Raw genomic sequence first — 22232 nt, 5'->3', positions numbered from 1 at the left:
AGCATTTTCGTGAGCATTGACAAGCCCGAGGTCGACTTCCCGGGTGGCGAGCCGCCGGCCGAGCTGCAGATCAGGGACATCTGGGAGGGCGACGGCGAGGTCGCCAAGGCGGGCGACCGCGTCAAGGTCCACTACGTGGGCGTCGCCTTCAGCACGGGCGAGGAGTTCGACGCCAGCTGGAACCGCGGCAACCCGCTGGAGTTCCAGCTCGGCGCCGGCCAGGTCATCTCCGGCTGGGACCAGGGCGTGCAGGGCATGAAGGTCGGTGGCCGCCGCGAGCTGATCATCCCCGCGCACCTCGCGTACGGCGACCGCGGCGCCGGCGGCGGCCGCATCGCCCCGGGCGAGACGCTGATCTTCGTCTGCGACCTGGTCTCCGTCTGAGGACGTCCTTGACCTGATCCTTTCGCCGAGGGTCCATGCCTGACCAGGCATGGACCCTCGGCTTTGCCCGGACACCCCGGGGCGGTACGGTCATCGGTCGGAAGCACAATGTGTAAAGGCCGAGAAAGGGCGTCGATGGCCATTGCCAAGGCCGAGCGGCTCATGAATCTGGCGCTGTGCCTGCTCGGGACCCGGCGGCCGCTCAGCAAGCGGGAGCTGCGCGAGTCGATCGAGGCCTATCTGGAAGCGGGATCCGACGACTCCTTCAACCGGATGTTCGAGCGCGACAAGGACGATCTGCGCGAGCTGGGCCTGGTCATCGAGACCGTGGAGAACCTCGACGGCGAGGTCGGCTACCTCGCCCGGCGCGACAGCAACCGCCTGCCGCCCATCACCATCGACGCCGAGGAGGCCGCGGCCCTCGGCCTCGCCGCCAAGGTGTGGCAGCAGGCGCGCCTGGCCGGAGCCGCCAGCGGCGCCCTCCAGAAGCTGCGCGCCGCGGGCCTGCCCGAGGACGCCGACCCGTACGGGGCGCACAGCGCCCTGGAGCCGCGCATCCCCGCGCACGAGGCGGCCTTCGAGCCGCTGATGCTCGCCTGCCGCGACCGCCGCCCCGTCGTCTTCGACTACCGCAAGGCCACCGCCGCCCGTCCCGAGCAGCGCCATGTGGAGCCCTGGGCGCTGGAGTGCTGGCGCGGCCACTGGTACCTCGCGGGCTGGGACCGCGACCGGGGCGCCGAGCGCGTATTCCGGCTCTCCCGGATCACCGGCAAGGTGCGCGCCCGCGCGGGCAAGTACACCGCCGACGTCCCGGACGTCGTCACGGTCCGCGAGACCGTCGCGAGCTGGGCCGGGGAGAGCGCCGACCGCAGCGCGCGGATCCGGCTGCGCGCCGGGGCCGGCTACCCGCTGCGCGCCAAGGCCGCCTCGGTACGGGAACTGGGCGACGGCTGGGACGAGTTGGAGATTCCCTACGGGCACGGCCTTGACGCCTGGCTGGTGGAGTTCGGGCCCGACGTGGTGGTCCTGGAGCCCGCCGAGCTGCGGGCCGACGTCGTGGACCGGCTGCGCGCCGTGGCCAAGGGCTGAGGGGGAGCGGAGACCAATGGCCTCGAACGCCATCGACCAGACCCGGCGGATGCTGTCGCTGGTGACCTACCTGCGCGAGCGCCCCGGCGCCCACGTCGGCGACGTCGCCCGCGCCTTCGGCATCACCCCGGACGAGCTGATCTCCGACCTCGACGTGCTGCCCCTGTGCGGGACCAGCTTCCGCGGCGGCGACCTGCTCGACATCGACACCGACGGCGACCGCATCTGGTGGCACAACCCCGACGACGTGGCGGCCCCGCTGCGGCTCGCCGCCGACGAGGCGACCGCGCTCCTGGTGGCCGCCCGCGCCGTGGCCACCCTGCCCGGCCTGCGCGAGAGCGACCGCCTCGCGCTGCTGCGGGCCACCGCGAAGCTGGAGACCGCCGCCGGCGAGGCGGCGGGCGCCAGCTCCCGCCTGTCGGTGACCTTCGAGTCCGAGGGCGGCGTCTTCGCGGACGTCGACCGGGCCATCTCCGAGCGCCGCAGGCTCTGGATCCGCTACTACTCGCCCGCGCGCGACGAGGTCACCGAGCGCGAGATCGACCCGATCCGCCTGGTGAGCGTCGGCCACACCTACGTGGAGGCGTGGTGCCGCCGCTCCGAGGCGCGCCGTACCTTCCGCCTGGACCGGGTCGCCGAGATCAAGATCCTCGACGAGCCGTCCGCGCCGCCCGAGGTCGAGCTGCGCGACCTCTCCGAAGGCCTCGTACAACCCGCCGCCGAGGATCCCGAAGTCGTCGTGGAGGTCGGCCCCGGCGGCCGCTGGGTCGCCGAGTACTACCCCCACGACAGCGCCGAGGAGCTGCCCGACGGCGGCCTGCGGATCACCCTGCGCACCCCCGAGCCCGCCTCGCTGCGCCGCCTCGCGCTGCGGCTCGGCGGGGACGGCCGGATCGTCTCGCCGGCCCAGCTCGCGGACAGCGCCCGGCAGGCGGCACGCGAGGCCCTCGCCGCCTATGACCAGGACAGCGATCCAGGCAGCGATCAGCCGTACGGCCAGATGTATGACCGGCCGCCGTACGGCCAGGCCCACGACCGGCAGGAGCACGGGCGTTGAGTTCACCGACCATGTCCGGACTGCCGGGAGTGCCGGCGCAGCGGCCCGCCCCCGTCCTCTTCACCGCCGCCTGCACCGACTGCCGCGCCCGCTTCGAGCTCTCCGCGGGAGCGCTGCGTCTGGTGATGGGCGCCAGCCGCCGCACCACCTTCTACTCCTTCACCTGCCCCGAGTGCGGGGCCGCGGTGCGCAAGCCCGCGGGCGAGCGCATCGTCGAACTCCTCACCGGCGGCGGGGTGCGGACCCTGCGGCTGCACTCGACCGTCTAGGCTCGGCGCATGTTCTGGGCGATGCTCGCGATCGCGGCGGGCTTCTTGGGCCTCGCCGTCCTCGGCGTAATGGCGGTCAAGGTCTTCGTGGAGGCACAGCGCCTCGCGCGCCAAGTGACCGAGACCACACAGCAGATCAACCGGGCGGCCGAGGACCTGGAGAAGGCGGCGGCCGGTGTGGCCCGTGCGGGACGCGAGGCTCTTTAGCGTCCGCGACCTGTCAACTCCCCGAGGGCTGCGGGTACGCTGCGAACGCGGCCCGGATCGAGGCGGGGGCCGCACTCGGAGTACGCGCGGGGATTGCCGGGCGTTTACCCCGGGGGGTTACGATCGCTGACAGCGGAGATCGGATGTATGTCCGGTCTGCCTAGCAACCAGACTCCTGTCGCCTCGGTGAAGAAGGTAAACAGCTATGGGTAGGCTCGGCCCCACCGAGATCATTCTCATCCTCGTCGTCATCGTCCTGCTGTTCGGAGCCAAGAAGCTGCCCGACATGGCGCGCTCCCTCGGCAAGTCGGCCCGCATCCTCAAGAGCGAGGCCAAGGCGATGAAGTCCGAGAGCAAGGACGACGCCGCCGCTCCGGCCGACCCGCCGAGCGAGCCGGTCGTCCAGCAGCGCACGATCCAGGCGGCCCCCGGCGACGTGACCAGTTCGCGCCCGGTCACCGAGCCGACCGACACGACGAAGCGCTGATCCAAGGCCGGCGACGGCCGGCCTGCCGCACGAGATGAGGACGTGGGTTGCTCAAGTCTGCCCGCAAGAAGGAGAAGGACCCCGAGGGACGGATGCCCCTCGCGGAGCACCTTCGCGAGCTCCGCAACCGGCTCGCCAAGGGGCTCCTCGCGATCACGGTCGTGTCGATCGTGGCGGCTTTCTACAGCCAGGACCTGATGGAGTTCCTGGCTGATCCCGTGCCGCGCTGCGAGCCCGGCATGAAGGTGACCGGCGGTCACTGCGCGAAGGTGACGTTCAACGACCTGCTGTCGCCCTTCACCACGACGGTGAAGGTCAGCCTCATGGTCGGCATCATCGTCTCCAGCCCGGTCTGGCTCTACCAGCTGTGGGCGTTCGTCGCTCCCGGTCTGCACAAGCACGAGCGGAAGTACACCTACTGGTTCGTCGCCGCCGCCGTGCCGCTCTTCTTCGGCGGCGCCTGGCTGGCGTACACGATCCTCCCGGTCAGCATGCGCGTCCTGCTCGGCATCACGCCGGACGGGGCCGAGAACCTCCTCCCGATGGACACGATCCTCGACTTCACGGTCAGGATGGTCCTCATCTTCGGCATCTCGTTCGAGCTCCCGCTGCTCCTGGTGATGCTCAACATGACGGGGATGGTGACGGGCCGCCGCATGGCGACCTGGTGGCGCGGCGTCGTCATGGGTGTCTTCATCTTCGGCGCGGTGGCGACCCCGACGACCGACCCCGTCGGCATGATCGCCCTCGCGGGACCGATCGTCGTCCTCTACTTCATGGCCGTCGGCATCTCCCTCCTCAACGACAGGCGCCGCCGTCGCAACGACCCGGACGCCGAGCTGGACGACGACGAGGCCTCCGCGATCGACCTCACCCCCGAGGCCATCGGCGGGATCGAGCCCGTCGCCTCGGCCAAGGCCCTGCCCGAGCAGGCGGGCACCGGCCGAGCCGATCACCGGGTCAACGGTTTCGACGACGTGACATGACATGACCTTGTAGGGTCCCCGCCGTGACCAGCGAGATCACCCTCTTCGTCAACCCCACCGCGGGCCGCGGCCGGGGCGCCCACGCGGCGCAGCCGGCCGCTTTCGCATTGCGGGACCGTGGCTTCTCCGTACGGACGGTCATCGGTGAGGACGCCCCCGACGCGCTGCGGCGGGCCCGCGAGGCGGTCGAGGGCGGTACGGGGGCGCTGATAGCCGTCGGCGGCGACGGCATGGCGAGCCTCGCGCTCCAGGCCGTCGCCGGGACGCGCACCCCGCTCGGACTGATCGCCGTGGGCACCGGCAACGACTTCGCGCGGGCCCTCGGGCTGCCGGTGCGCGAGCCGGCCGCCGCCGGAAGGATCGTGGCCGAGGCGCTCAAAGGGGCCCGCACCCGTGACATCGACCTCGGCAGGGCGGGCGGCACCTGGTTCGGGACCGTGCTCGCGTCCGGGTTCGACTCGCGGGTCAACGACCGGGGCAACCGGATGCGGTGGCCCACGGGCCGCTTCAAGTACGACCTGGCGATGATCGCCGAGCTGGCGGCCTTCAAGCCCGTCCCGTACCGGATCACGCTGGACGGCGGCGACGTCCACGAGACGGAGGCCACGCTGGTCGCCGTCGGCAACGGATCCTCGTACGGCGGCGGCATGCGGATCTGTGCCGGAGCCGACCTGGTCGACGGCCTCTTCGACATCACCGTGGTGGGGGCGTGCAGCCGCACCACGCTGCTCAAGGTGTTCCCGAGGGTCTACAAGGGCACGCACCTCGACCACCCCGCGGTCACCGTCCACCGGGCCACCACGGTGGAGCTGGCCGCCCCAGGGATCACGGGGTACGCGGACGGGGAGCCGCTGGGCGCACTGCCGCTGACCGCGGAGTGCGTGCCGGGGGCCGTGCGGGTCCTGGCCCCCTGAGCGCCCCCGCCCGCGCTTCCGCTGCTTACGGGGCCTGCGGATAATGATCGTCCGTTGTCAGTGGTGGCCGGTAGTCTCGAAAGCACGATGACAGAGGACCTCTCACCGGCCGAGCGGTACGCGGCGGCGCGCAAGCGCGCTGTCGAGCAGGCCACCGCACTCGCGTCCTTCCGCGAGATGTACGAATTCGGCCTCGACCCCTTCCAGATCGAGGCCTGCCAGGCACTGGAGGCGGGCAAGGGCGTGCTCGTCGCCGCCCCCACCGGTTCGGGCAAGACGATCGTCGGCGAATTCGCCGTGCACCTCGCCCTGCTCCAGGGCAAGAAATGCTTCTACACCACGCCCATCAAGGCGCTCTCCAACCAGAAGTACACCGACCTCGCCAAGCGGTACGGCGCGGACAAGGTCGGCCTCCTCACCGGCGACAACAGCGTCAACAGCGACGCCCCGGTGGTCGTGATGACCACCGAGGTCCTGCGGAACATGCTGTATTCGGGCTCCCAGTCGCTGCTGAACCTCGGCTATGTGGTCATGGACGAGGTGCACTACCTCTCCGACCGCTTCCGCGGCGCCGTCTGGGAGGAAGTGATCATCCACCTCCAGGAGTCGGTCACCCTCGTCTCCCTCTCGGCGACGGTGTCGAACGCCGAGGAGTTCGGCGACTGGCTCGACACGGTCCGCGGCGACACCGAAGTGATCGTCTCCGAGCACCGGCCCGTACCGCTCTTCCAGCACGTGCTCGCCGGCCGCCGGATGTACGACCTCTTCGAGGAGGGCGAGGGCCACAAGAAGGCGGTCAACCCCGACCTCACGCGCATGGCGCGCATGGAGGCCAGCCGCTCGTACAACCCGCGCGAGCGACGCAAGGGCAAGATGGTCCGCGAGGCCGACCGCGAGCGCGAGCGGCGCCAGCGGTCCCGGATCTGGACGCCGGGGCGCCCCGAGGTCATCGAGCGGCTCGACGCGGAAGGCCTGCTGCCCGCGATCACGTTCATCTTCAGCCGCGCCGGCTGCGAGGCGGCCGTGCAGCAGTGCCTGTACGCGGGCCTTCGGCTGAACGACGAAGAGGCGCGGGCGAAGGTCCGCGAGATCGTCGAGGAGCGCACGGCCTCGATCCCGGACGAGGACCTCCACGTCCTCGGCTACTACGAATGGCTGGAGGGGCTCGAGCGCGGCATCGCGGCGCACCACGCGGGCATGCTGCCCACCTTCAAGGAGGTCGTCGAGGAGCTGTTCGTGCACGGCCTCGTCAAGGCCGTCTTCGCCACCGAGACCCTCGCCCTCGGCATCAACATGCCCGCGCGCAGCGTGGTCCTGGAGAAGCTCGTCAAGTGGAACGGCGAGCAGCACGCCGACATCACCCCCGGTGAGTACACCCAGCTCACCGGCCGTGCGGGCCGGCGCGGCATCGACGTCGAGGGCCACGCCGTGGTGCTCTGGCAGCGCGCGATGAGCCCGGAGCACCTGGCCGGGCTCGCGGGCACCCGCACGTACCCGCTGCGCTCCAGCTTCAAGCCGTCGTACAACATGGCGGTGAACCTGGTCGAGCAGTTCGGCCGGCACCGCTCGCGCGAGCTTCTGGAGACGTCCTTCGCGCAGTTCCAGGCCGACAAGTCGGTCGTCGGGATCTCCCGTCAGGTGCAGAAGAACGAGGAGGGCCTGGAGGGCTACAAGGCCTCCATGACCTGCCACCTGGGCGACTTCGAGGAGTATGCCCGGCTGCGCCGCAGGCTCAAGGATCGCGAGACCGAGCTCGCCAAGCAGGGCGCGGCCCAGCGCAGGGCCGCCGCCGCTGCCGCCCTGGAGAAGCTCAAGCCGGGCGACGTCATTCATGTGCCCACGGGGAAGTACGCGGGCCTCGCGCTCGTCCTCGACCCCGGGCTGCCCGCCGGCCGGGCCAACGGCCACCGCGGCTTCGACCACGTGGACGGCCCGCGGCCTCTGGTGCTGACCGCCGAGCGGCAGGTCAAGCGGCTCGCGTCGATGGACTTCCCCGTGCCCGTCGAGGCCCTGGAGCGGATGCGCATCCCGAAGTCCTTCAACGCCCGCTCGCCGCAGTCCCGCCGCGATCTGGCGTCCGCGCTGCGCACCAAGGCCGGGCACATCGTGCCCGACCGGCACCGCAAGGGGCGTGCGGCGGCGGCCGACGACCAGGAGATCGCCCGGCTGCGCGCGGAGCTGCGTGCCCACCCCTGCCACGGCTGCGACGAGCGTGAGGACCACGCGCGCTGGGCCGAGCGCTATGACCGCCTCAAGCGCGACACCGCCCAGCTGGAGCGCCGCATCGAGGGGCGTACGAACACCATCGCCCGCACCTTCGACCGCATCGTCGCGCTCCTCACCGAGCTCGACTACCTGCGGGGCAACGAGGTCACCGAGCACGGCAAGCGGCTCGCCCGGCTCTACGGCGAGCTGGACCTGCTGGCCAGCGAGTGCCTGCGCGCCGGGGTCTGGGAGGGCCTCGGCCCCGGTGAGCTGGCCGCGTGCGTCTCGGCGCTGGTGTTCGAGGCGCGGGTCGGCGACGACGCGCTCGCCCCCAAGCTGCCGTCCGGTGCCGCGAAGGCGGCGCTCGGCGAGATGGTGCGGATCTGGGGCCGCCTGGACGCACTGGAGGAAGACTTCAGGATCAGCCAGACCGAGGGCGTCGGTCAGCGTGAGCCCGACCTCGGCTTCGCGTGGGCGGCGTACATGTGGGCGAGCGGCAAGGGCCTGGACGAGGTGCTCCGCGAGGCGGAGATGCCGGCCGGTGACTTCGTGCGCTGGTGCAAGCAGGTCATCGACGTCCTGGGACAGATCGCGGCGGCGGCGCCTCGCGAGGGCGGCAGCACGGTCCCGAAGACGGCCCGCAAGGCGGTCGACCAGCTGTTGCGCGGTGTGGTGGCGTACAGCTCGGTGGGCTGACGTGATGCGGTCGGTGACGCGCCCCTGAGGGGCGTCGACTCCCGGGCCCCACAGGGGCGTTGGTGCACAATGGCCGTACTGACGTGCTAGTGCACTGGGGGGTCCGTGATGACCACGCGCCGGAGACTGCTGGCCGCCGGAGCGGTCGCCGTGGCAGGGGCGGGAGTTCCCGCCGCGGCGACCGCCGCCGGGGGCGGGCCGGCCGGGGGAGCCGCAGCCGTGTCCGGTCCCGGCCACGACCAGCCGCTCGGCATCGCCATGGAGGGCTTCCCCTCGCCTTTCCCGGTGCGCTTCCTGCGGCTGGTGATCGAGGGCGAGCACGTGAACATGGCGTACGTCGATCTCGCGCCGCGGGGCGAGCCGTCCGGGCGGACGGTTCTGCTGCTGCACGGCAAGAACTTCGACGGCGGGGCGTGGGAGCCCACCGCGCGGGCGTTCGTCGCCGCCGGGCACCGGGTCGTCGTACCCGACCAGCTCGGGTTCGGGCGGTCCTCGAAACCGGCCTTGAAGAACTACAGCTTCGAACTGCTCGCGTCGAACACGGTTACGCTCCTCGACCGGCTGGGTGTCGAACGGGCCGACGTCGTCGGTCACTCCATGGGAGGCATGCTCGCCGTCCGCTTCGCCCTGCGGCATCCGGCGCGCGCCCGCAAGCTGGTCCTCGCCAACCCGGTCGGCCTCGAGGACTACCGCGATCTCGTCCCGGCGCTGCCCACCGAGCGGCTCTTCGCCGATGAGCTGGCCAACACCGACCTCGCCGCGATCCGCGCCTTCTACCGCGCGTACGTGGTGCGCTGGCGCCCGGCGTACGAACGCAACGTCGGCATCCGCTACCGGGTGACCCTCGGCGCCGAGTACCCGCGCTGGGCCATGGCCTCCGCGCTCACCTATCAAATGGCGTACCACCAGCCGGTGGTGGCCGATCTGCCGAAGCTGCGGCTTCCCGTGCTGCTCGTCATCGGGCAGCACGACCGCACCGCGATCGGCAAGCCGTACGCGGCCCCCGAGGACCGGGCCAAGCTCGGGAACTACTCGGTCCTCGGGAAGCGGGCGGCCGCCGCGATCCCCGGGGCGCGGCTGGTGGAGTTCGACGACGCCGGGCACCTCCCGCACCTGGAGCGCGGCGCGCGCTTCGAGCGGGAGGTCCTGGCCTTCCTGCGCCGGGACTGACCGCCGGCGGCCGGGCGCTCCGCCCGAGGGACCCTCGGGTCTCTGGGGTCTTCCCGGCTGTTCGAAGACGTCACGCCATGTGTTCGAATGATCGCCCCGCGTGTAAATGGGCGAGTGTATTCCCGTCGGTGGGGCCCGTGCAGGGGGATGCCGAATATGACTCGGCGATGTTTGCGGCGGACTAAGCTCGCCCGGAGCGCGGCGAGTTGAAGTGAGTTGCGAGGAATTCGCGCGCTTGTTCCCAATTCTTTCGATAGTTCGTTTTCGCTCCCCCTTCCCCGAGTTCCCCAAGACGAGTGTTCAGAGGGCATACATGGTGAGTGTTCAATCGCCTCCCGGTGGCCGAGAAGTCCCTTATACGCGTGTGTTGTTGCTGCCCGCCATGCTCATGGCCGCGGCGACCGGAGCCGCCGTCGCGGCGGTGACGGAGCCGGCCAGGCCCGCGGTCGGCTGGTGCGGCGCCGTCGCCACGCTCATGGTCGTCGTGGTCGGCACGGAAGCCGTGCGGCGCGGCAGGACCATCAGGGGCCAGCGCGCACAGTACGCACAGCGGCTCGCCTACCTCGAAGGGCGCATCGCATCCCACGACGACGAGACCGTGCGGCTGGGCCGGGACATCCTGCCCGACGCGCTCTGGCGGCTGCGGCAGGGCGAACCGCCCGCCGACGTGGTCCGCAACGTCGTCGACAAGGACGAGGCCTACCGCGATCTGCCCGACTCCCAGCGCCAGTTGCTGCGGTCGGTCCTGGAGACCCTGGACCACGAGGAAGCGATGCGCGAGTCCGCGCAGCGCGCCTTCGTGAACATCGCCCGGCGCGTCCAGTCGATCGTCCACCAACAGGCCGCGGAACTGCGGGAGATGGAGGAGTTCCACGGCCGCAACCCCGAGGTCTTCGACGACCTCCTGCGCATCGACCACGGCACCGCGCTGATCGGCCGCCTCGCCGACTCCATCACCGTGCTCGGCGGCGCCCGGCCCGGCCGCCAATGGCCCAACCCCGTACCGCTGTTCAGCGTGTTGCGCGGTGCGATGTCCCGGATCCTCGACTACCCGCGCGTAGAGCTGCACTCGATCGCCGATGTCGCGATCAAGGGCACCTCCGTCGAGCCGCTCATCCACGCCTGCGCCGAGCTCCTCGACAACGCCACCCGCTACTCGCCGCCGCAGACCAAGGTGCACGTCACCGCCGTCGAGGTGCAGACCGGCATCGCCGTCGAGATCGAGGACGGCGGCGTCAGCCTCAGCGAGGAGGCCCGGGCCCGCGCCGAGCGCATGCTGGCGCAGGCCCAGGCCGGCATCGACCTCAACGACCTCGGGGACACGCCGCGCCTCGGCATGGCCGTCGTCGGCCGCCTCTCGCAGATGTACAACATGCAGATCTCCCTGCGGCAGTCCGCCTACGGCGGCGTCCGCGCGGTGCTCATCGTGCCGCGCGACATGATGACCACCGACCCGGCCCCCGGTCTCGCCCACGGCATCGGCGCCTCCGCCGTGCCCCGCGTGGACAACGGCGGACAGCTCATCGAGGAGCCCGTCCGCAACATCCGCCGCAAGAAGCCCCGTGTCGTCACTGCGGGCCCACCGCTGCGCTCCCAGCTCACCGCGACCATGGAGGACGACGTCCCCGAGGTCACCGAGTGGACCGAGAACGGCCTGCCGCAGCGCCGCAGCCGCGCCAAGATGTCCCTCAGCGAGCGGTACGCCAGGGAGGCCGAGGCCCAGCGGATCGCCGAGGCCCACGCCGCCGCGACCGCACAGCCGCCGGCCCCCAAGAAGCAGAAGACCGAACCGGGCCTGTGGATCGAGGCGTTCATGAAGGGCGTCAAGGGCGACGGCACGGGCGACCCTGATCCGTCCACCCCGCAGGGCACGATCCCCCCGCAGGGCACGACGCCCCCGCAGGGCACCACCCCTCCGCAGGGAACCACCCGGAACAACCACGGCAACGCCGACGAGGGGGGCTGGCAGTGATCCAGCAGCGCGCCAATTTCGACTGGATGCTGAAGGAACTGGCCGACGGGGTGCCGCAGACGCGGCAGATCGTGGTGCTCTCCGCCGACGGCCTGCGCATCGCGCGCTACGGCGGCGACCCGGACGCCGCCGACCGCATCGCCGCGGCCTGCGCCGGCCTGCAGAGCCTCGCCGCCGCCGTGGCCACGGAGATCCCGCGCAGCGACGGCGGGATGAAGATGGTCATCATCGAGATCGACGGCGGCTACTTCTACCTCATGGCCGCCGGTGCCGGTGCCTATCTGGCGGTGCTCGCCGACGAGACCGTCGACGCCGGTCTCATCGCCGCCCGGATGCGCGACCTCGTCGTACGCATCGGGGCGCACCTGACGAGCCCGCCCCGGCGTGACGGGCAGGCCGTATGACTCCTCCGCAAGGCCCGTCACCCGGCCCTTCGAACGGGGACCCGCCGTCCCGGCGGGACGCGCCCGACCCGGACGCCCCTCCCCAGCGCGAGCGACGCGGCCCCGACAACCCCGAGCGGCTGTACATCCTGACGGGCGAGGACTCCGAGCGGGCGCCCCTCGACCTCGTCACGCTGATCGTGGCCAACGGCGAGGCGTCCCCCATGGCGCAGCCGGAGCACTCGGCGGTGCTGCGGCTGTGCAGGACGCCGCTCTCCGTCGCCGAGATCTCCGCGTATCTGGCGCTGCCGTTCAGTGTGGTGACCGTGGTCCTGACCGATTTGCTCGCGGCCGAACTCGTCCAGGCGCGCGCCCCTATCGTCCGCTCCGCGCTCCCCGACCGATCCCTTCTCGAAGCGGTGATGCATGGACTTCAGAAGCTCTAAGAGCGCCGACACGATCACCGGTCCCCGCAGCGAGGACGTCCTGCCGCACACGGCCGCGGCCGCCGTGAAGGTCGTGATCGTCGGCGGGTTCGGCGTCGGCAAGACGACGATGGTCGGCTCGGTCAGCGAGATCCGCCCGCTGACGACCGAGGAGACGATGACCCAGGCGGGCATCGGCGTCGACGACAACTACGGATCCGAGTCCAAGACGGCCACCACCGTGGCCATGGACTTCGGCCGGATCAGCATCTCCGAAGAACTGGTGCTCTACCTCTTCGGCACCCCCGGCCAGGAGCGCTTCTGGTTCCTGTGGAACGGGCTCTTCGAAGGAGCGCTCGGCGCGGTCGTCCTCATCGACACCCGCCGCCTGGAGGTCAGCTTCGACGTGATCGGGCGTCTGGAGGAGCGCGGGGTGCCGTTCGTCATCGCCGTCAACGACTTCCCGGACGCGCCGCAGCATCCGGTCGAGACCCTGCGCAGGGCGCTGGACCTCGGACCCGGCGTCCCGATCATGGCCTGCGACGCCCGCCGCAGGGAGTCCAGCCGCGACGTCCTGATGACCCTGATGCGCTACCTCCACTCCCTGACCGTGGCCCGCGTCTGACCCGTCCGACGCCTGTGACCCGTCCCTTGCCACATCTGCCTTATCTGCCGCATCTGCCACCCGGAACCCCTTCCGTCAACCCGGAGCGACGACCGTGACGACCCCCTCCCCCTCCTGGCCCGGTACCGACGACCCCGCCGCGCCGCCTCCCGGCTGCCCCGCCCATGGCCTCGGCCCCGGCGGTCTGCGCCGCCTCTACGGCCCCGAGGCGGGTGCCGACCTGGCCGGCCTGTACGAGAAGCTGCGCGCCGAGCACGGCCCGGTCGCCCCCGTACTCCTCCACAACGACGTGCCGATCTGGGCCGTGCTCGGGCACAGCGAGAACCTCCACATGGTCCGCACGCCCTCGCAGTTCACCCGGGACTCGCGCATCTGGCGCGCGGTGCGGGACGGCAGCGCCGGGGCGGACCACCCGCTCGCCCCCGTCTTCACCTGGCAGCCCATGTGCAGCTTCGTCGAGGGCGACGAGCACCAGCGGCTGCGCGGGGCGGTCACCGGCGCCATGTCGACCATCGACCACCGCGGCGTCCGCCGCCACATCAACCGCTACACGAACCACCTGCTCAACGACTTCTGCGAGAACGGCACGGCCGACCTGGTCAGCCAGTTCGCCGAACACCTGCCGATGATGGTGATGTGCCACGTCCTCGGCATGCCCGAGGAGTACAACGAGCGGATGGTGCAGTCGGCCCGCGACATGATCAAGGGCACCGACACGGCCATCGCCAGCAACGCGTACATCATGGAGGTCCTGATGGGCCTCGTGGCGCGGCGCCGGGTCCAGCCCGAGGAGGACTTCACCACGAGCCTCATCTCGCACCCGGCGCAGCTGACCGACGACGAGGTCGGCGCGCATCTGCGGCTGGTGCTCATCGCCGCGTACGAGGCGACCGCCAACCTCATCGCGAACGTCCTGCGGATGGTCCTGACCGACCCGCGCTTTCGCGCGCAGCTCAGCGGCGGGCAGATGACGGTCCCCGAGGCGGTCGAGCAGTCCCTGTGGGACGAGCCGCCGTTCAGCGCCATGATCGGCTACTTCGCCAAGCAGGACACCGAGCTCGGCGGCCAGCGGATCCGGGCGGGCGACGGCCTGATCCTCGGCATCGCGCCGGGCAACGTCGACCCCGTCGTACGCCCCGACCTCGCCGCGAACATGCGGGGCAACCGCTCACACCTCGCGTTCAGCGGCGGGCCCCACGAGTGCCCGGGGCAGGACATCGGCCGGGCCATCGCCGACACCGGTGTCGACGCCCTCCTGATGCGCCTGCCGGACGTCGAACTGGACATCGACGAACGGGACTTGAGGTGGACGTCGTCGATCCTCTCGCGGCATCTGGTGGAGCTGCCGGTGCGGTTCGCGCCGCGCCCCCCGCAGGACGTCATGGCCCGGCCGTCGGCGCAGGTGCCAAGGTCCCGCACGGACTGGCAGATCTCCACGCCGCCGCTGCGGCAGCCGATGCCGGCCGCCGCCCGGGCCCCGCAGCCGCAGGGCGCCCCGACGGCGGCGCCCGCGCCCGAGCCGGTCCAGGCGCAGGGGGCATGGCGGCGCTTCGTCACCTGGTGGCGCGGCTACTGAGCCGGGGCCGCGCGGCTACCGTGCGGCTGTTGGTTCCAGTCGTCGTACGCCGACCACGCGCCCAGCGTCCGCCCGCTCACGAAGCGGTGCCGGGCGCCCGTGACCGGATCCGTGAACTCCAGGACGCGCGCGAGGAGTTGCAGGGGCCGCCGGAAGTCGTCCGGCGCCGCGGGTCCGGTCACCACCGGGTAGACCGGGTCGCCGAGGATCGGCAGGCCGAGCGCGTTCATGTGGACGCGCAGTTGGTGGGTGCGGCCGGTGCGCGGGGTCAGGCGGTAGCGGCCGAGGGCGCCGCGGTGCTCGATGAGTTCGACGTGGCTCTCGCTGTTCGGCTCGGCGCCCTCGACCTCGTACGCCGCGATGCGTCCGCGCTCCTTCTCGATGTGGCTGCGGACGGTGCGGGGGAGCGGCACGTGCGGGTCGTAGGGTGCCACCGCCTCGTACTCCTTGTGTACGAGGCGGTCGCGGAACAGCGTCTGGTAGGCGCCGCGTTCCTCGGGCCGCACGGTGAACAGGAGCAGCCCGGCGGTCAGCCGGTCCAGGCGGTGGGCCGCACTCAGCGTCGGGATACCGAGCCGCACGCGCAGCCTGGCGAGGGCGGTCTGCGCGACGTGGCCGCCGCGCGGCATGGTGGCGAGGAAGTGCGGTTTGTCCACCACCACGATGTGCTCGTCGCGGTGGACGACGTCGAGGGCGAACGGCACGGTCGCCTCCGGCGGCAGGTCCCGGTGGAACCACACGAAGGCGCCCGGTTCGTACGGGGCGTCCGGCGCGACCGGTGTGCCGTCCGCGCCGACGATCTCGCCGCCGCGCAGCATCGCGTCGATGACCCCCGGGCCGGCCGCGAGCCGCTTCACCAAATGGTCGCGGACGGTCGGCCATGTCCCCTCGGGCGGCAGCCTGACCCTGACGGGGTCGACGCCGTCGCGCTGGGGCAGCGGGGCGGGCGGAATGCGGGGCTTGCGTCTCATCAGGAGGCCAGCGTACGGGGCGCCGCAGGTCAGGGCGGTGCGTCGACCGCCGGGGCCCGAAAACCAGTGCCGTCATGTTTGCCGCCGCTGCCACGATGAGGCCATGCCCTACCTGATCTCCGACGTAGTCGCCCCCGGCGCCCTCGCCTGCCGGCAGCAGCCGACGCTCCCCGTCTCCGACGGCGGCCTGGTCCTGCGACCCTGGGCGTCCTCCGACGCACCCGCCGTGTACGAGGCGTTCCAGGACCCCGTGCTCCAGCGCTGGCACGCCCGCGTGGCCGACTCCGAGGGCGAGGCGCGCGACTGGATCGAGGACTGGCGCGCGGCCTGGGCCGGTGAACGGGCCGCGCACTGGGCGATCGCCGACGCCGCCACGGACCGGCTCGTCGGACGGATCGCCCTGCGGATGATCGAGCTCCCCGACGGTCAGGCCGAGGTCGCCTACTGGACTGTGCCGTGGGCACGCGGACGCGGCGTCGCCCCGCGCGCCGTCGAGACCCTCGCGCGCTGGTCCTTCGACGAAGTGGGCCTGCACCGCCTGGAGTTGACCCACGCGACGGCCAACGAGGCATCGTGCCGCGTGGCCCTGAAGACCTGCTTCCCCGCAGAGGGAACCAAGCGCAGCGCGGTACTGCACGCGGACGGCTGGCACGACATGCATCTGCATGCGCGGGTCGCGGGGGCTCCCTTTGAGCCGCGGGGGAGTGGGCGCCCCTGAAAGGGGCGCCGGGAACTGCGCAAGGATGGACCACAACCGGCAGTCGGCCACCGGCATCGGCCCCTACGGCGGCTGCCCGGCCGACCCGACGGCGAGTGCAGTGCTCCGTGCGAAGGACCCCGACACTCATGGGGCCTGCCTTTGGGCTGCGGGGGAGCCGGGCGCCCCTGGAAGGGGCGCGGGGAACTGCGCAAGGACGGCCCACGACCGGCAGTCACGCCACGGACATCGACCCCAACGGCGGCTGCCCGGCCCGGCGGCCAGCCGACCAGTCGACCCGGAAGCCAGCGCAGCGCCTACGCCCCGTTCTCCTGCTCCGCCTCCACCCGCGCGTTCCACTCCCGCTTCGACGCCTGCCAGCCGTCCTCGTTGTGCCCGAGGCGCCAGTAGCCGGAGATCGACAGGCGCTCGCGCGGGATCTCGCGCTCGACGCGGAGGTAGCGGCGCAGCTCCTTCACGAAGCCCGCCTCGCCGTGGACGAAGGCGTGGACGTCACCCGGAGGGAACTCCAGGGAGCGCACGGCCTCGATCAGGGCCTGGCCCACCGGCCGCCCGTCGCGGTGCAGCCAGACGACGTCGGCGTCCGTGAGGATCTTCTGCTCCTCCTTGGGTCCCTCGACCTCCACGAAGATCCGGGCGACCGCGCCTTCGGGGAGCGCCTCGGCCGCGGCGGCGATCGCGGGCAGGGCGCTCTCGTCACCGGCGAGCAGATGCCAGTCGGCGGCCGGGTCCGGGGCGTAGCCGCCGCCGGGGCCGAGGAAGCGGATCGTGGTGCCCGCCTCGGCCTCGCGCGCCCACGGCCCCGCGAGGCCCTCGTCGCCGTGGATCACGAAGTCGAGGGCCAGCTCGCGGGCCTCGGGGTTCCACCAGCGCACCGTGTACGTCCGGGTGACCGGCCACTGGTCGCGCGGGAACTCCTCGCGGATCCGCTGGATGTCGAAGGGCTCCGGGTAGGTGACGCCCTCGGCGGCGAAGAGGAGCTTCACGTAGTGGTCGGTGCACTCGCCCGCGCTGAATTCGGCGAGGCCCTCGCCGCCGAGCACCACGCGCTGCATGTGCGGGGTCAGCCGCTCCGTGCGCACGACCCGTCCCACGTGGGTCTTCGGTGCCTTGCGTGCCGGACGTTCTGCCATGGCGGCGGCCTCCCCTGATCTTCAGATACTTAGGTTTACCTAAGCTAACACCTCAGGTCTGGAGAGTGGTGAGAAGCCGCTGGAGCGAGCCGCCCAGGTTCCAGCGCCGCGCCAGCTCGTCGAGCCCCGCCGGGTCGCGCGGCACGCGGGGCAGCGCCACGTCGACCTCGGGCAGGGGCACGTCACCGGCGACCCGGACGACCTTCGGGGCGACCGCCACGTACGCCCGCGACTCGTCGAGCCGCCTGCGCTGCGAGGGGGTGAGCTTCGACCTCGGGTCGTCGACCGCGGCCATGATCCCGGCCAGGTCGCCGAAGGCGTCGAGGAGCTTGGCCGCCGTCTTCTCGCCGATGCCGGGCACGCCGGGCAGACCGTCGCTCGGGTCGCCGCGCAGTAGCGCGAGATCGACGTAGCCCGGGCCGTCCACCCCGTACTTCTCGCGCAGCCAGGCCTCGTCCGTGACCTGGAGCGTGCCGACGCCCTTCAGGGGATAGAGGACGCGGATGCCGCGCTCGTCGTCGACCAGTTGGTAGAGGTCGCGATCGCCGGTGACGATGTCCACCGGACCCGTGGCGCGCGCCGCGAAGGTGCCGATCACGTCGTCGGCCTCGTACGCCGGCACGCCCACGCGCGCGATGCCGAGCGCGTCGAGGACCGCCTCGATGACCGGGACCTGCGGGGAGAGGGTGTCCGGGATCTCCTCGGCGTCCGGGCCCTGCGCGGTCTCCTCGGCCACGCGGTGCGCCTTGTACGAGGGGATGAGCTCGACGCGCCAGTGCGGGCGCCAGTCCGCGTCCATGCAGGCGACCAGGTCGTCCGGGCGGTGGTCCTGGACGAGGCGGGCGATGAAGTCGAGCAGCCCGCGCACGGCGTTGACCGACGTGCCGTCCGGGGCCTTCACGGAGTCGGGGACCCCGAAGTAGGCCCGGAAGTAGAGGGACGCCGTGTCGAGCAGCATGAGCCGTCGTGTTCGCTGAGTCACGGTGGGCATCATGCCGCACGCCACCGACATCCTCACCGGACCCGGGGCGGCGGAAGTGAGCTGGGTCACTCTTGAGTTTGGTTTGCATGACTGGGGGAAGGCGCGCCGCCGGAGCGCGCCCCGTCGACGATTCAACATTTCGACCGGGCAAGTGGGCAGAGGCCACGGCGCTCCACGGCCCGCCGGCGGGGGAGGCGGGCCGTCTTGCTTCGACCCGAGAGGTGTATGTGTCCAGGCTGCAAGCCGAGCACTTGTACAAGGTGTTCGGCAGACGACCCGATGACGCGGTGGAGCGACTCCGCCACGGAGCCGACCGGGAGGAGCTGCGCGCCGACGGCACCACCGCCGCCGTGATCGACGCTTCCTTCGAGGTCGAGCCGGGCCAGATCTTCGTCGTCATGGGTCTCTCCGGATCCGGCAAGTCCACGTTGCTGCGCATGCTCAACGGGCTGTCGGAGCCGACGGCCGGTCACGTCCGCTTCGACGGCCAGGACCTCACCGAGCTGAGCGCGCGCGAGATGCGCGAGGTGCGCTCCAAGAAGATCAGCATGGTCTTCCAGCACTTCGCGCTCTTCCCGCACCGCAGCGTCCTGGAGAACGCCGGGTACGGTTTGGAGGTGCAGGGCGTCCCGCGCGCCGAGCGCGAGCGGCGCGCCACCGAGGCGCTGGAGCTCGCCGGGCTCAAGGGCTGGGAGAAGTCCTGGCCCGACGAGCTGTCCGGCGGCATGCAGCAGCGCGTGGGCCTGGCCCGCGCGCTCGCCACCGACGCCGACCTGCTCCTCATGGACGAGTCGTTCAGCGCGCTCGACCCGCTGATCCGCCGCGACATGCAGGACCAGCTCCTCGAACTCCAGAAGCGGCTGAAGAAGACCATCGTCTTCATCACCCACGACCTGAACGAGGCCATGCGCCTGGGCGACCAGATCGCCGTCATGCGCGACGGCCGCATCGTCCAGATCGGCAGCGCCGAGGACATCCTCGTCACCCCGGCCAACGACTACGTCGCCGCGTTCACGCAGGACGTCGACCGCGCCCGGGTGCTCACCGCCGGCGCGATCATGGCCGAACCGGACAGCGACTTCGTCCAGGCCGACGCCCCCGCCACGGTCACCGCGGACACCCCGATCATCGAGCTGTTCACGCCCTGCTCCACCAGCGGTGTGGCGGTCGCCGTGACCGACGCGGACGGCAAGCTCATCGGCGTCGTGCCGCGGGCCCGGCTGCTCGCCGTACTCGGCGAGCCGATGGCCCCCGAGGACGAGCCGCAGGAGAGCAAGAAGGTGGTCAGCGGTGCCTAGGATTCCGTTCGGCGAGTGGGTCAACGACGCCGTCGACTGGCTGCTCAGCCACATGGCCTGGCTGTTCGACTTCCTCCAGACCGTCTTCCAGGGCGCCTACGACGGCATAGCCGACGTGCTCCAGGCGCCCGAGCCGCTGCTCCTCGCGGGCATCTTCGCCGTCATCGCCTTCTGGCTGCGCGGCGTGGTCGCCGGTGTGCTGACGTTCGCGGGCTTCGCGTTCATCATCTCGCTGGAACTGTGGGACCACGCGATGATGACGCTGGCCCTGGTGCTCGTCTCGACGATCATCGCGCTGCTCATCTCCGTGCCCGTGGGTATCTGGGCGGCTCGCTCCAGCACGGTCAGCGGCATCGTCCGCCCCGTGCTCGACTTCATGCAGACGCTGCCGGCGATGATCTACCTCATCCCCGCCATCCTCTTCTTCGGGATGGGTGCCCCCGCGGGCATCGTCGCCACCCTGATCTTCGCCCTGGCCCCCGGCGTCCGCATGACGGAGCTGGGCATCCGCCAGGTCGACAAGGAACTGGTCGAGGCCGCTGACGCGTTCGGCACCACGCCGCGCAACATCCTGCTGCGCATCCAGCTGCCCCTCGCCCTCCCCACGATCATGGCCGGCGTCAACCAGGTCATCATGCTGGGCCTGTCCATGGCCGCCATCGCGGGCATGGTCGGCACCGAGGGCCTGGGCGCCGACGTCAACGAGGCCATCGGCCAGCTCAACGTGGGCCTCGGCTCCGAGGCGGGCGTCGCCATCGTCATCCTGGCGATCTACCTGGACCGGATGACCAGCTCGCTGGGCACCCAGGTCTCCCCGCTGGGCCGCCGCGCCGTCGCCAAGCTGCGCGCCGCGCGGGGCCTGAACATCTGGACCTACCGTCCGCAGGCCGCGGTCGCGGTCGTCGGCGTGGTCGTCCTCGCGCTCGTCGCGGGCGGCATGGGCGTCTTCGGCGGCTCGAAGTCGGACGAGGCCGCCGCGGACACCGAGAACGTCGGCCAGGGCAAGCAGATCAACATCGGCTACATCCCCTGGGACGAGGGCGTGGCCTCGACCTTCCTCTGGAAGGAGATCCTGGAGCAGCGGGGCTTCAAGCCGCAGACCAAGCAGCTGGAGGCCGGTCCGCTCTACACCTCGCTGGCGCAGGGCAGCGTCGACTTCCAGACGGACTCCTGGCTGCCGACGACGCACGCCGCGTACTGGAAGAAGTACGGCGACAAGCTGGAGGACATGGGCGCGTGGTTCGGCCCGACCTCGCTGGAGCTGTCCGTGCCCTCGTACGTGAAGGGCGTCGACTCCCTCGAAGACCTCAAGGGCAAGAGCGGCACGTTCAAGGGCAAGATCGTCGGCATCGAGTCGAGCGCCGGAATGATGGGGCTGCTGAAGGACAAGGTGCTGAAGGAGTACGGCCTCGACAAGGAGTACAAGGTCGTCGACGGCTCCACGCCCGCGATGCTGGCCGAGCTCAAGCGCGCGTACGCCAAGAAGGAACCGATCGTCACGACGCTCTGGTCGCCGCACTGGGCGTACAGCGACTTCGACCTGAAGAAGCTCAAGGACCCGAAGGGTGCCTGGGGCAAGGGCGACGGCGTGCACACGCTGGCGCGCAAGGGCTTCTCCGACGAGAACCCCCGGGTCGCCAAGTGGCTGAAGGACTTCAAGATGAGCGAGAAGCAGCTCACGGGTCTTGAGGCGGAGATCAACAAGGCGGGCAAGGGCAAGCAGCAGGAAGCCGTCCGCGCCTGGCTGAAGAAGAACCCGGGTGTCGTCGACAAGCTGGCCCCGCTGCCCGAGACGTCCACCCCCGCCGAGGCGAAGCGTCCGCTGAACGCCGCGTACTTCGCGTGGGACGAGAACATCGCCGTCACGAACCTCTGGAAGCGCGTCCTGGAGAAGCGCGGCTACAAGATGAAGCTGACGCCGTCCGACGTCGGCCCCGTCTACACCGCGCTCGCCCAGGGCGACCTCGACCTGGACCTCGACGCCTGGCTGCCGACGGCCCAGAAGCAGTACTGGGAGAAGAACAAGGCGAACCTCAAGGACCTGGGCTCCTGGTACAGCCCGACGTCGCTGGAGATCGCCGTCCCGTCCTACGTCAAGGACGTGAAGTCGCTGGCGGACCTCAAGGGCAAGGGCGACAAGTTCAAGGGCAAGATCATCGGCATCGAGCCCGGCACGGGCGTGATGACGGCGCTCAAGGACAAGGTCCTGCCCGGCTACGGCCTCGACAAGGAGTACAAGATCGTCTCCGGTTCGACGCCCGCGATGCTCTCCGAGCTGAAGTCGGCGTACGCCAAGAAGGAGCCGGTCGCGGTCCTGCTCTGGTCGCCGCACTGGGCGTACAACGAGTACGAGCTGACCAAGCTGAAGGACCCCGAGGTCGCCTTCGGCAAGGGCGACACGATCCGCACGATCTCCAGCAAGGAGTTCCCGGAGCAGTACCCGCGGCTCACGAAGTGGCTCAAGGACTTCAAGATGAGCGAGCCGCAGCTGGCCAGCCTGGAGAACGAGATCAACAAGGCGGGCAAGGGCAATGAGCCCGAGGCAGTCGACGCCTGGCTGAAGAAGAACCCGGGCTTCGAGGAGAAGATGACCTCCGCGAAGTAGCACGGCCGGTGTTTCCCGAGGGGTGGGCCTCGCCTTGTGGCGAAGCCCACCCCTCGGGGCGTTCCGGAGGGGGGCCGGGG

21 protein-coding genes are annotated in these 22232 nt (G+C 71.1%); 18 read left to right on the top strand and 3 right to left on the bottom strand.

Annotated features, from left to right (window positions below):
* The first annotated feature begins 9 nt into the window (after positions 1 to 9).
* The 15 genes from KKZ08_RS07385 to KKZ08_RS07315 all read left to right on the top strand — a co-directional run bounded on the left by KKZ08_RS07385 (position 10) and on the right by KKZ08_RS07315 (position 14445).
* Positions 10 to 384 carry an FKBP-type peptidyl-prolyl cis-trans isomerase gene (locus KKZ08_RS07385; protein WP_223773673.1) on the top strand — a complete coding sequence of 125 codons (375 nt, stop codon included), beginning with the start codon at positions 10 to 12 and terminating at the stop codon, positions 382 to 384.
* A gap of 135 nt (positions 385 to 519) precedes the next feature.
* Complete coding sequence (locus KKZ08_RS07380) at positions 520 to 1473, top strand: WYL domain-containing protein (protein ID WP_223773672.1); 954 nt, start codon at positions 520 to 522, stop codon at positions 1471 to 1473.
* Positions 1474 to 1489: 16 nt separating this feature from the next.
* On the top strand, positions 1490 to 2530 hold the full coding sequence (locus tag KKZ08_RS07375; RefSeq protein WP_223773671.1) for a WYL domain-containing protein: 1041 nt from the start codon (positions 1490 to 1492) through the stop codon (positions 2528 to 2530).
* 11 nt (positions 2531 to 2541) lie between these two features.
* On the top strand, positions 2542 to 2799 hold the full coding sequence (locus tag KKZ08_RS07370; protein WP_223778944.1) for a hypothetical protein: 258 nt from the start codon (positions 2542 to 2544) through the stop codon (positions 2797 to 2799).
* A gap of 9 nt (positions 2800 to 2808) precedes the next feature.
* Complete coding sequence (locus KKZ08_RS07365; protein ID WP_223773670.1) at positions 2809 to 3006, top strand: hypothetical protein; 198 nt, start codon at positions 2809 to 2811, stop codon at positions 3004 to 3006.
* A 205-nt stretch (positions 3007 to 3211) separates the two neighbouring features.
* Positions 3212 to 3493 (top strand): Sec-independent protein translocase subunit TatA, encoded by a 282-nt coding sequence (tatA, locus tag KKZ08_RS07360; protein ID WP_223773669.1) that lies wholly within the window; start codon positions 3212 to 3214, stop codon positions 3491 to 3493.
* Between the two features lie 92 nt (positions 3494 to 3585).
* Positions 3586 to 4479 (top strand): twin-arginine translocase subunit TatC, encoded by an 894-nt coding sequence (tatC, locus tag KKZ08_RS07355; RefSeq protein ID WP_127911322.1) that lies wholly within the window; start codon positions 3586 to 3588, stop codon positions 4477 to 4479.
* Positions 4480 to 4502: 23 nt separating this feature from the next.
* Positions 4503 to 5393 carry a diacylglycerol kinase gene (locus KKZ08_RS07350; RefSeq protein WP_223773668.1) on the top strand — a complete coding sequence of 297 codons (891 nt, stop codon included), beginning with the start codon at positions 4503 to 4505 and terminating at the stop codon, positions 5391 to 5393.
* A gap of 87 nt (positions 5394 to 5480) precedes the next feature.
* The gene (locus tag KKZ08_RS07345) at positions 5481 to 8294 is read left to right on the top strand and encodes a DEAD/DEAH box helicase (RefSeq protein ID WP_223773667.1); all 2814 of its coding nucleotides are present in this window, start codon (positions 5481 to 5483) and stop codon (positions 8292 to 8294) included.
* Between the two features lie 108 nt (positions 8295 to 8402).
* Positions 8403 to 9464 (top strand): alpha/beta hydrolase, encoded by a 1062-nt coding sequence (locus tag KKZ08_RS07340; RefSeq protein ID WP_223773666.1) that lies wholly within the window; start codon positions 8403 to 8405, stop codon positions 9462 to 9464.
* Positions 9465 to 9777: 313 nt separating this feature from the next.
* Positions 9778 to 11436 (top strand): ATP-binding protein, encoded by a 1659-nt coding sequence (locus KKZ08_RS07335; RefSeq protein ID WP_223773665.1) that lies wholly within the window; start codon positions 9778 to 9780, stop codon positions 11434 to 11436.
* The gene (locus tag KKZ08_RS07330) at positions 11433 to 11840 is read left to right on the top strand and encodes a roadblock/LC7 domain-containing protein (protein WP_223773664.1); all 408 of its coding nucleotides are present in this window, start codon (positions 11433 to 11435) and stop codon (positions 11838 to 11840) included. Before KKZ08_RS07335 ends, KKZ08_RS07330 begins: the two co-directional genes overlap by 4 nt.
* Complete coding sequence (locus KKZ08_RS07325) at positions 11837 to 12265, top strand: DUF742 domain-containing protein (protein WP_223773663.1); 429 nt, start codon at positions 11837 to 11839, stop codon at positions 12263 to 12265. Before KKZ08_RS07330 ends, KKZ08_RS07325 begins: the two co-directional genes overlap by 4 nt.
* Complete coding sequence (locus KKZ08_RS07320; protein WP_223773662.1) at positions 12246 to 12869, top strand: ATP/GTP-binding protein; 624 nt, start codon at positions 12246 to 12248, stop codon at positions 12867 to 12869. Before KKZ08_RS07325 ends, KKZ08_RS07320 begins: the two co-directional genes overlap by 20 nt.
* Before the next feature lie 94 nt (positions 12870 to 12963).
* Entirely contained in the window at positions 12964 to 14445 is a 1482-nt protein-coding gene (locus KKZ08_RS07315; protein WP_223773661.1) for a cytochrome P450, read from the top strand.
* Here KKZ08_RS07315 and KKZ08_RS07310 read toward each other — a convergent pair.
* The gene (locus KKZ08_RS07310) at positions 14439 to 15416 is read right to left on the bottom strand and encodes an RluA family pseudouridine synthase (RefSeq protein ID WP_223773660.1); all 978 of its coding nucleotides are present in this window, start codon (positions 15414 to 15416) and stop codon (positions 14439 to 14441) included. The two genes, KKZ08_RS07315 and KKZ08_RS07310, sit on opposite strands and share 7 nt — an antisense overlap.
* A 103-nt stretch (positions 15417 to 15519) precedes the next feature.
* Here KKZ08_RS07310 and KKZ08_RS07305 point away from each other — a divergent pair, with 103 nt between their 5' ends.
* The gene (locus KKZ08_RS07305; RefSeq protein ID WP_223773659.1) at positions 15520 to 16134 is read left to right on the top strand and encodes a GNAT family N-acetyltransferase; all 615 of its coding nucleotides are present in this window, start codon (positions 15520 to 15522) and stop codon (positions 16132 to 16134) included.
* 296 nt (positions 16135 to 16430) lie between these two features.
* Here KKZ08_RS07305 and KKZ08_RS07300 read toward each other — a convergent pair whose 3' ends face one another.
* Together KKZ08_RS07300 and KKZ08_RS07295 are read right to left on the bottom strand one after the other, a co-directional pair.
* On the bottom strand, positions 16431 to 17267 hold the full coding sequence (locus tag KKZ08_RS07300; protein ID WP_223773658.1) for a siderophore-interacting protein: 837 nt from the start codon (positions 17265 to 17267) through the stop codon (positions 16431 to 16433).
* Between the two features lie 52 nt (positions 17268 to 17319).
* A complete protein-coding gene (locus tag KKZ08_RS07295; protein WP_223778943.1) occupies positions 17320 to 18279 on the bottom strand; it encodes a 5'-3' exonuclease in 960 nt (319 codons plus the stop codon).
* Between the two features lie 197 nt (positions 18280 to 18476).
* Between KKZ08_RS07295 and KKZ08_RS07290 the strand changes: the two genes are divergently transcribed.
* On the top strand, positions 18477 to 19547 hold the full coding sequence (locus KKZ08_RS07290) for a glycine betaine/L-proline ABC transporter ATP-binding protein (protein ID WP_223773657.1): 1071 nt from the start codon (positions 18477 to 18479) through the stop codon (positions 19545 to 19547).
* Entirely contained in the window at positions 19540 to 22152 is a 2613-nt protein-coding gene (locus KKZ08_RS07285) for an ABC transporter permease/substrate binding protein (RefSeq protein ID WP_223773656.1), read from the top strand. The genes KKZ08_RS07290 and KKZ08_RS07285 overlap by 8 nt, the downstream gene beginning before the upstream one ends.
* Positions 22153 to 22232: the final 80 nt, after the last annotated feature.

Origin of the sequence: Streptomyces sp. 135 (genome assembly GCF_020026305.1) — a bacterium.
GTDB lineage: Bacteria > Actinomycetota > Actinomycetes > Streptomycetales > Streptomycetaceae > Streptomyces.
Note: the sequence above shows the minus strand (reverse complement) of the source record. Positions and strands in the feature narration are given on the sequence as shown.

What these genes read in the sequence shown, in the direction of transcription:
- KKZ08_RS07370 (WP_223778944.1), top strand. Translation starts at nt 2,542, where the DNA reads ATGTCCGGACTGCCGGGAGTGCCGGCGCAGCGGCCCGCCCCCGTCCTC.
- KKZ08_RS07375 (WP_223773671.1), top strand. Translation starts at nt 1,490, where the DNA reads ATGGCCTCGAACGCCATCGACCAGACCCGGCGGATGCTGTCGCTGGTG.
- KKZ08_RS07305 (WP_223773659.1), top strand. Translation starts at nt 15,520, where the DNA reads ATGCCCTACCTGATCTCCGACGTAGTCGCCCCCGGCGCCCTCGCCTGC.
- KKZ08_RS07320 (WP_223773662.1), top strand. Translation starts at nt 12,246, where the DNA reads ATGGACTTCAGAAGCTCTAAGAGCGCCGACACGATCACCGGTCCCCGC.
- KKZ08_RS07310 (WP_223773660.1), bottom strand. Translation starts at nt 15,416, where the DNA reads ATGAGACGCAAGCCCCGCATTCCGCCCGCCCCGCTGCCCCAGCGCGAC.
- KKZ08_RS07295 (WP_223778943.1), bottom strand. Translation starts at nt 18,279, where the DNA reads ATGTCGGTGGCGTGCGGCATGATGCCCACCGTGACTCAGCGAACACGA.
- KKZ08_RS07365 (WP_223773670.1), top strand. Translation starts at nt 2,809, where the DNA reads ATGTTCTGGGCGATGCTCGCGATCGCGGCGGGCTTCTTGGGCCTCGCC.
- KKZ08_RS07345 (WP_223773667.1), top strand. Translation starts at nt 5,481, where the DNA reads ATGACAGAGGACCTCTCACCGGCCGAGCGGTACGCGGCGGCGCGCAAG.
- KKZ08_RS07335 (WP_223773665.1), top strand. Translation starts at nt 9,778, where the DNA reads ATGGTGAGTGTTCAATCGCCTCCCGGTGGCCGAGAAGTCCCTTATACG.
- tatA (WP_223773669.1), top strand. Translation starts at nt 3,212, where the DNA reads ATGGGTAGGCTCGGCCCCACCGAGATCATTCTCATCCTCGTCGTCATC.
- KKZ08_RS07340 (WP_223773666.1), top strand. Translation starts at nt 8,403, where the DNA reads ATGACCACGCGCCGGAGACTGCTGGCCGCCGGAGCGGTCGCCGTGGCA.
- KKZ08_RS07325 (WP_223773663.1), top strand. Translation starts at nt 11,837, where the DNA reads ATGACTCCTCCGCAAGGCCCGTCACCCGGCCCTTCGAACGGGGACCCG.
- tatC (WP_127911322.1), top strand. Translation starts at nt 3,586, where the DNA reads ATGCCCCTCGCGGAGCACCTTCGCGAGCTCCGCAACCGGCTCGCCAAG.
- KKZ08_RS07380 (WP_223773672.1), top strand. Translation starts at nt 520, where the DNA reads ATGGCCATTGCCAAGGCCGAGCGGCTCATGAATCTGGCGCTGTGCCTG.
- KKZ08_RS07300 (WP_223773658.1), bottom strand. Translation starts at nt 17,267, where the DNA reads ATGGCAGAACGTCCGGCACGCAAGGCACCGAAGACCCACGTGGGACGG.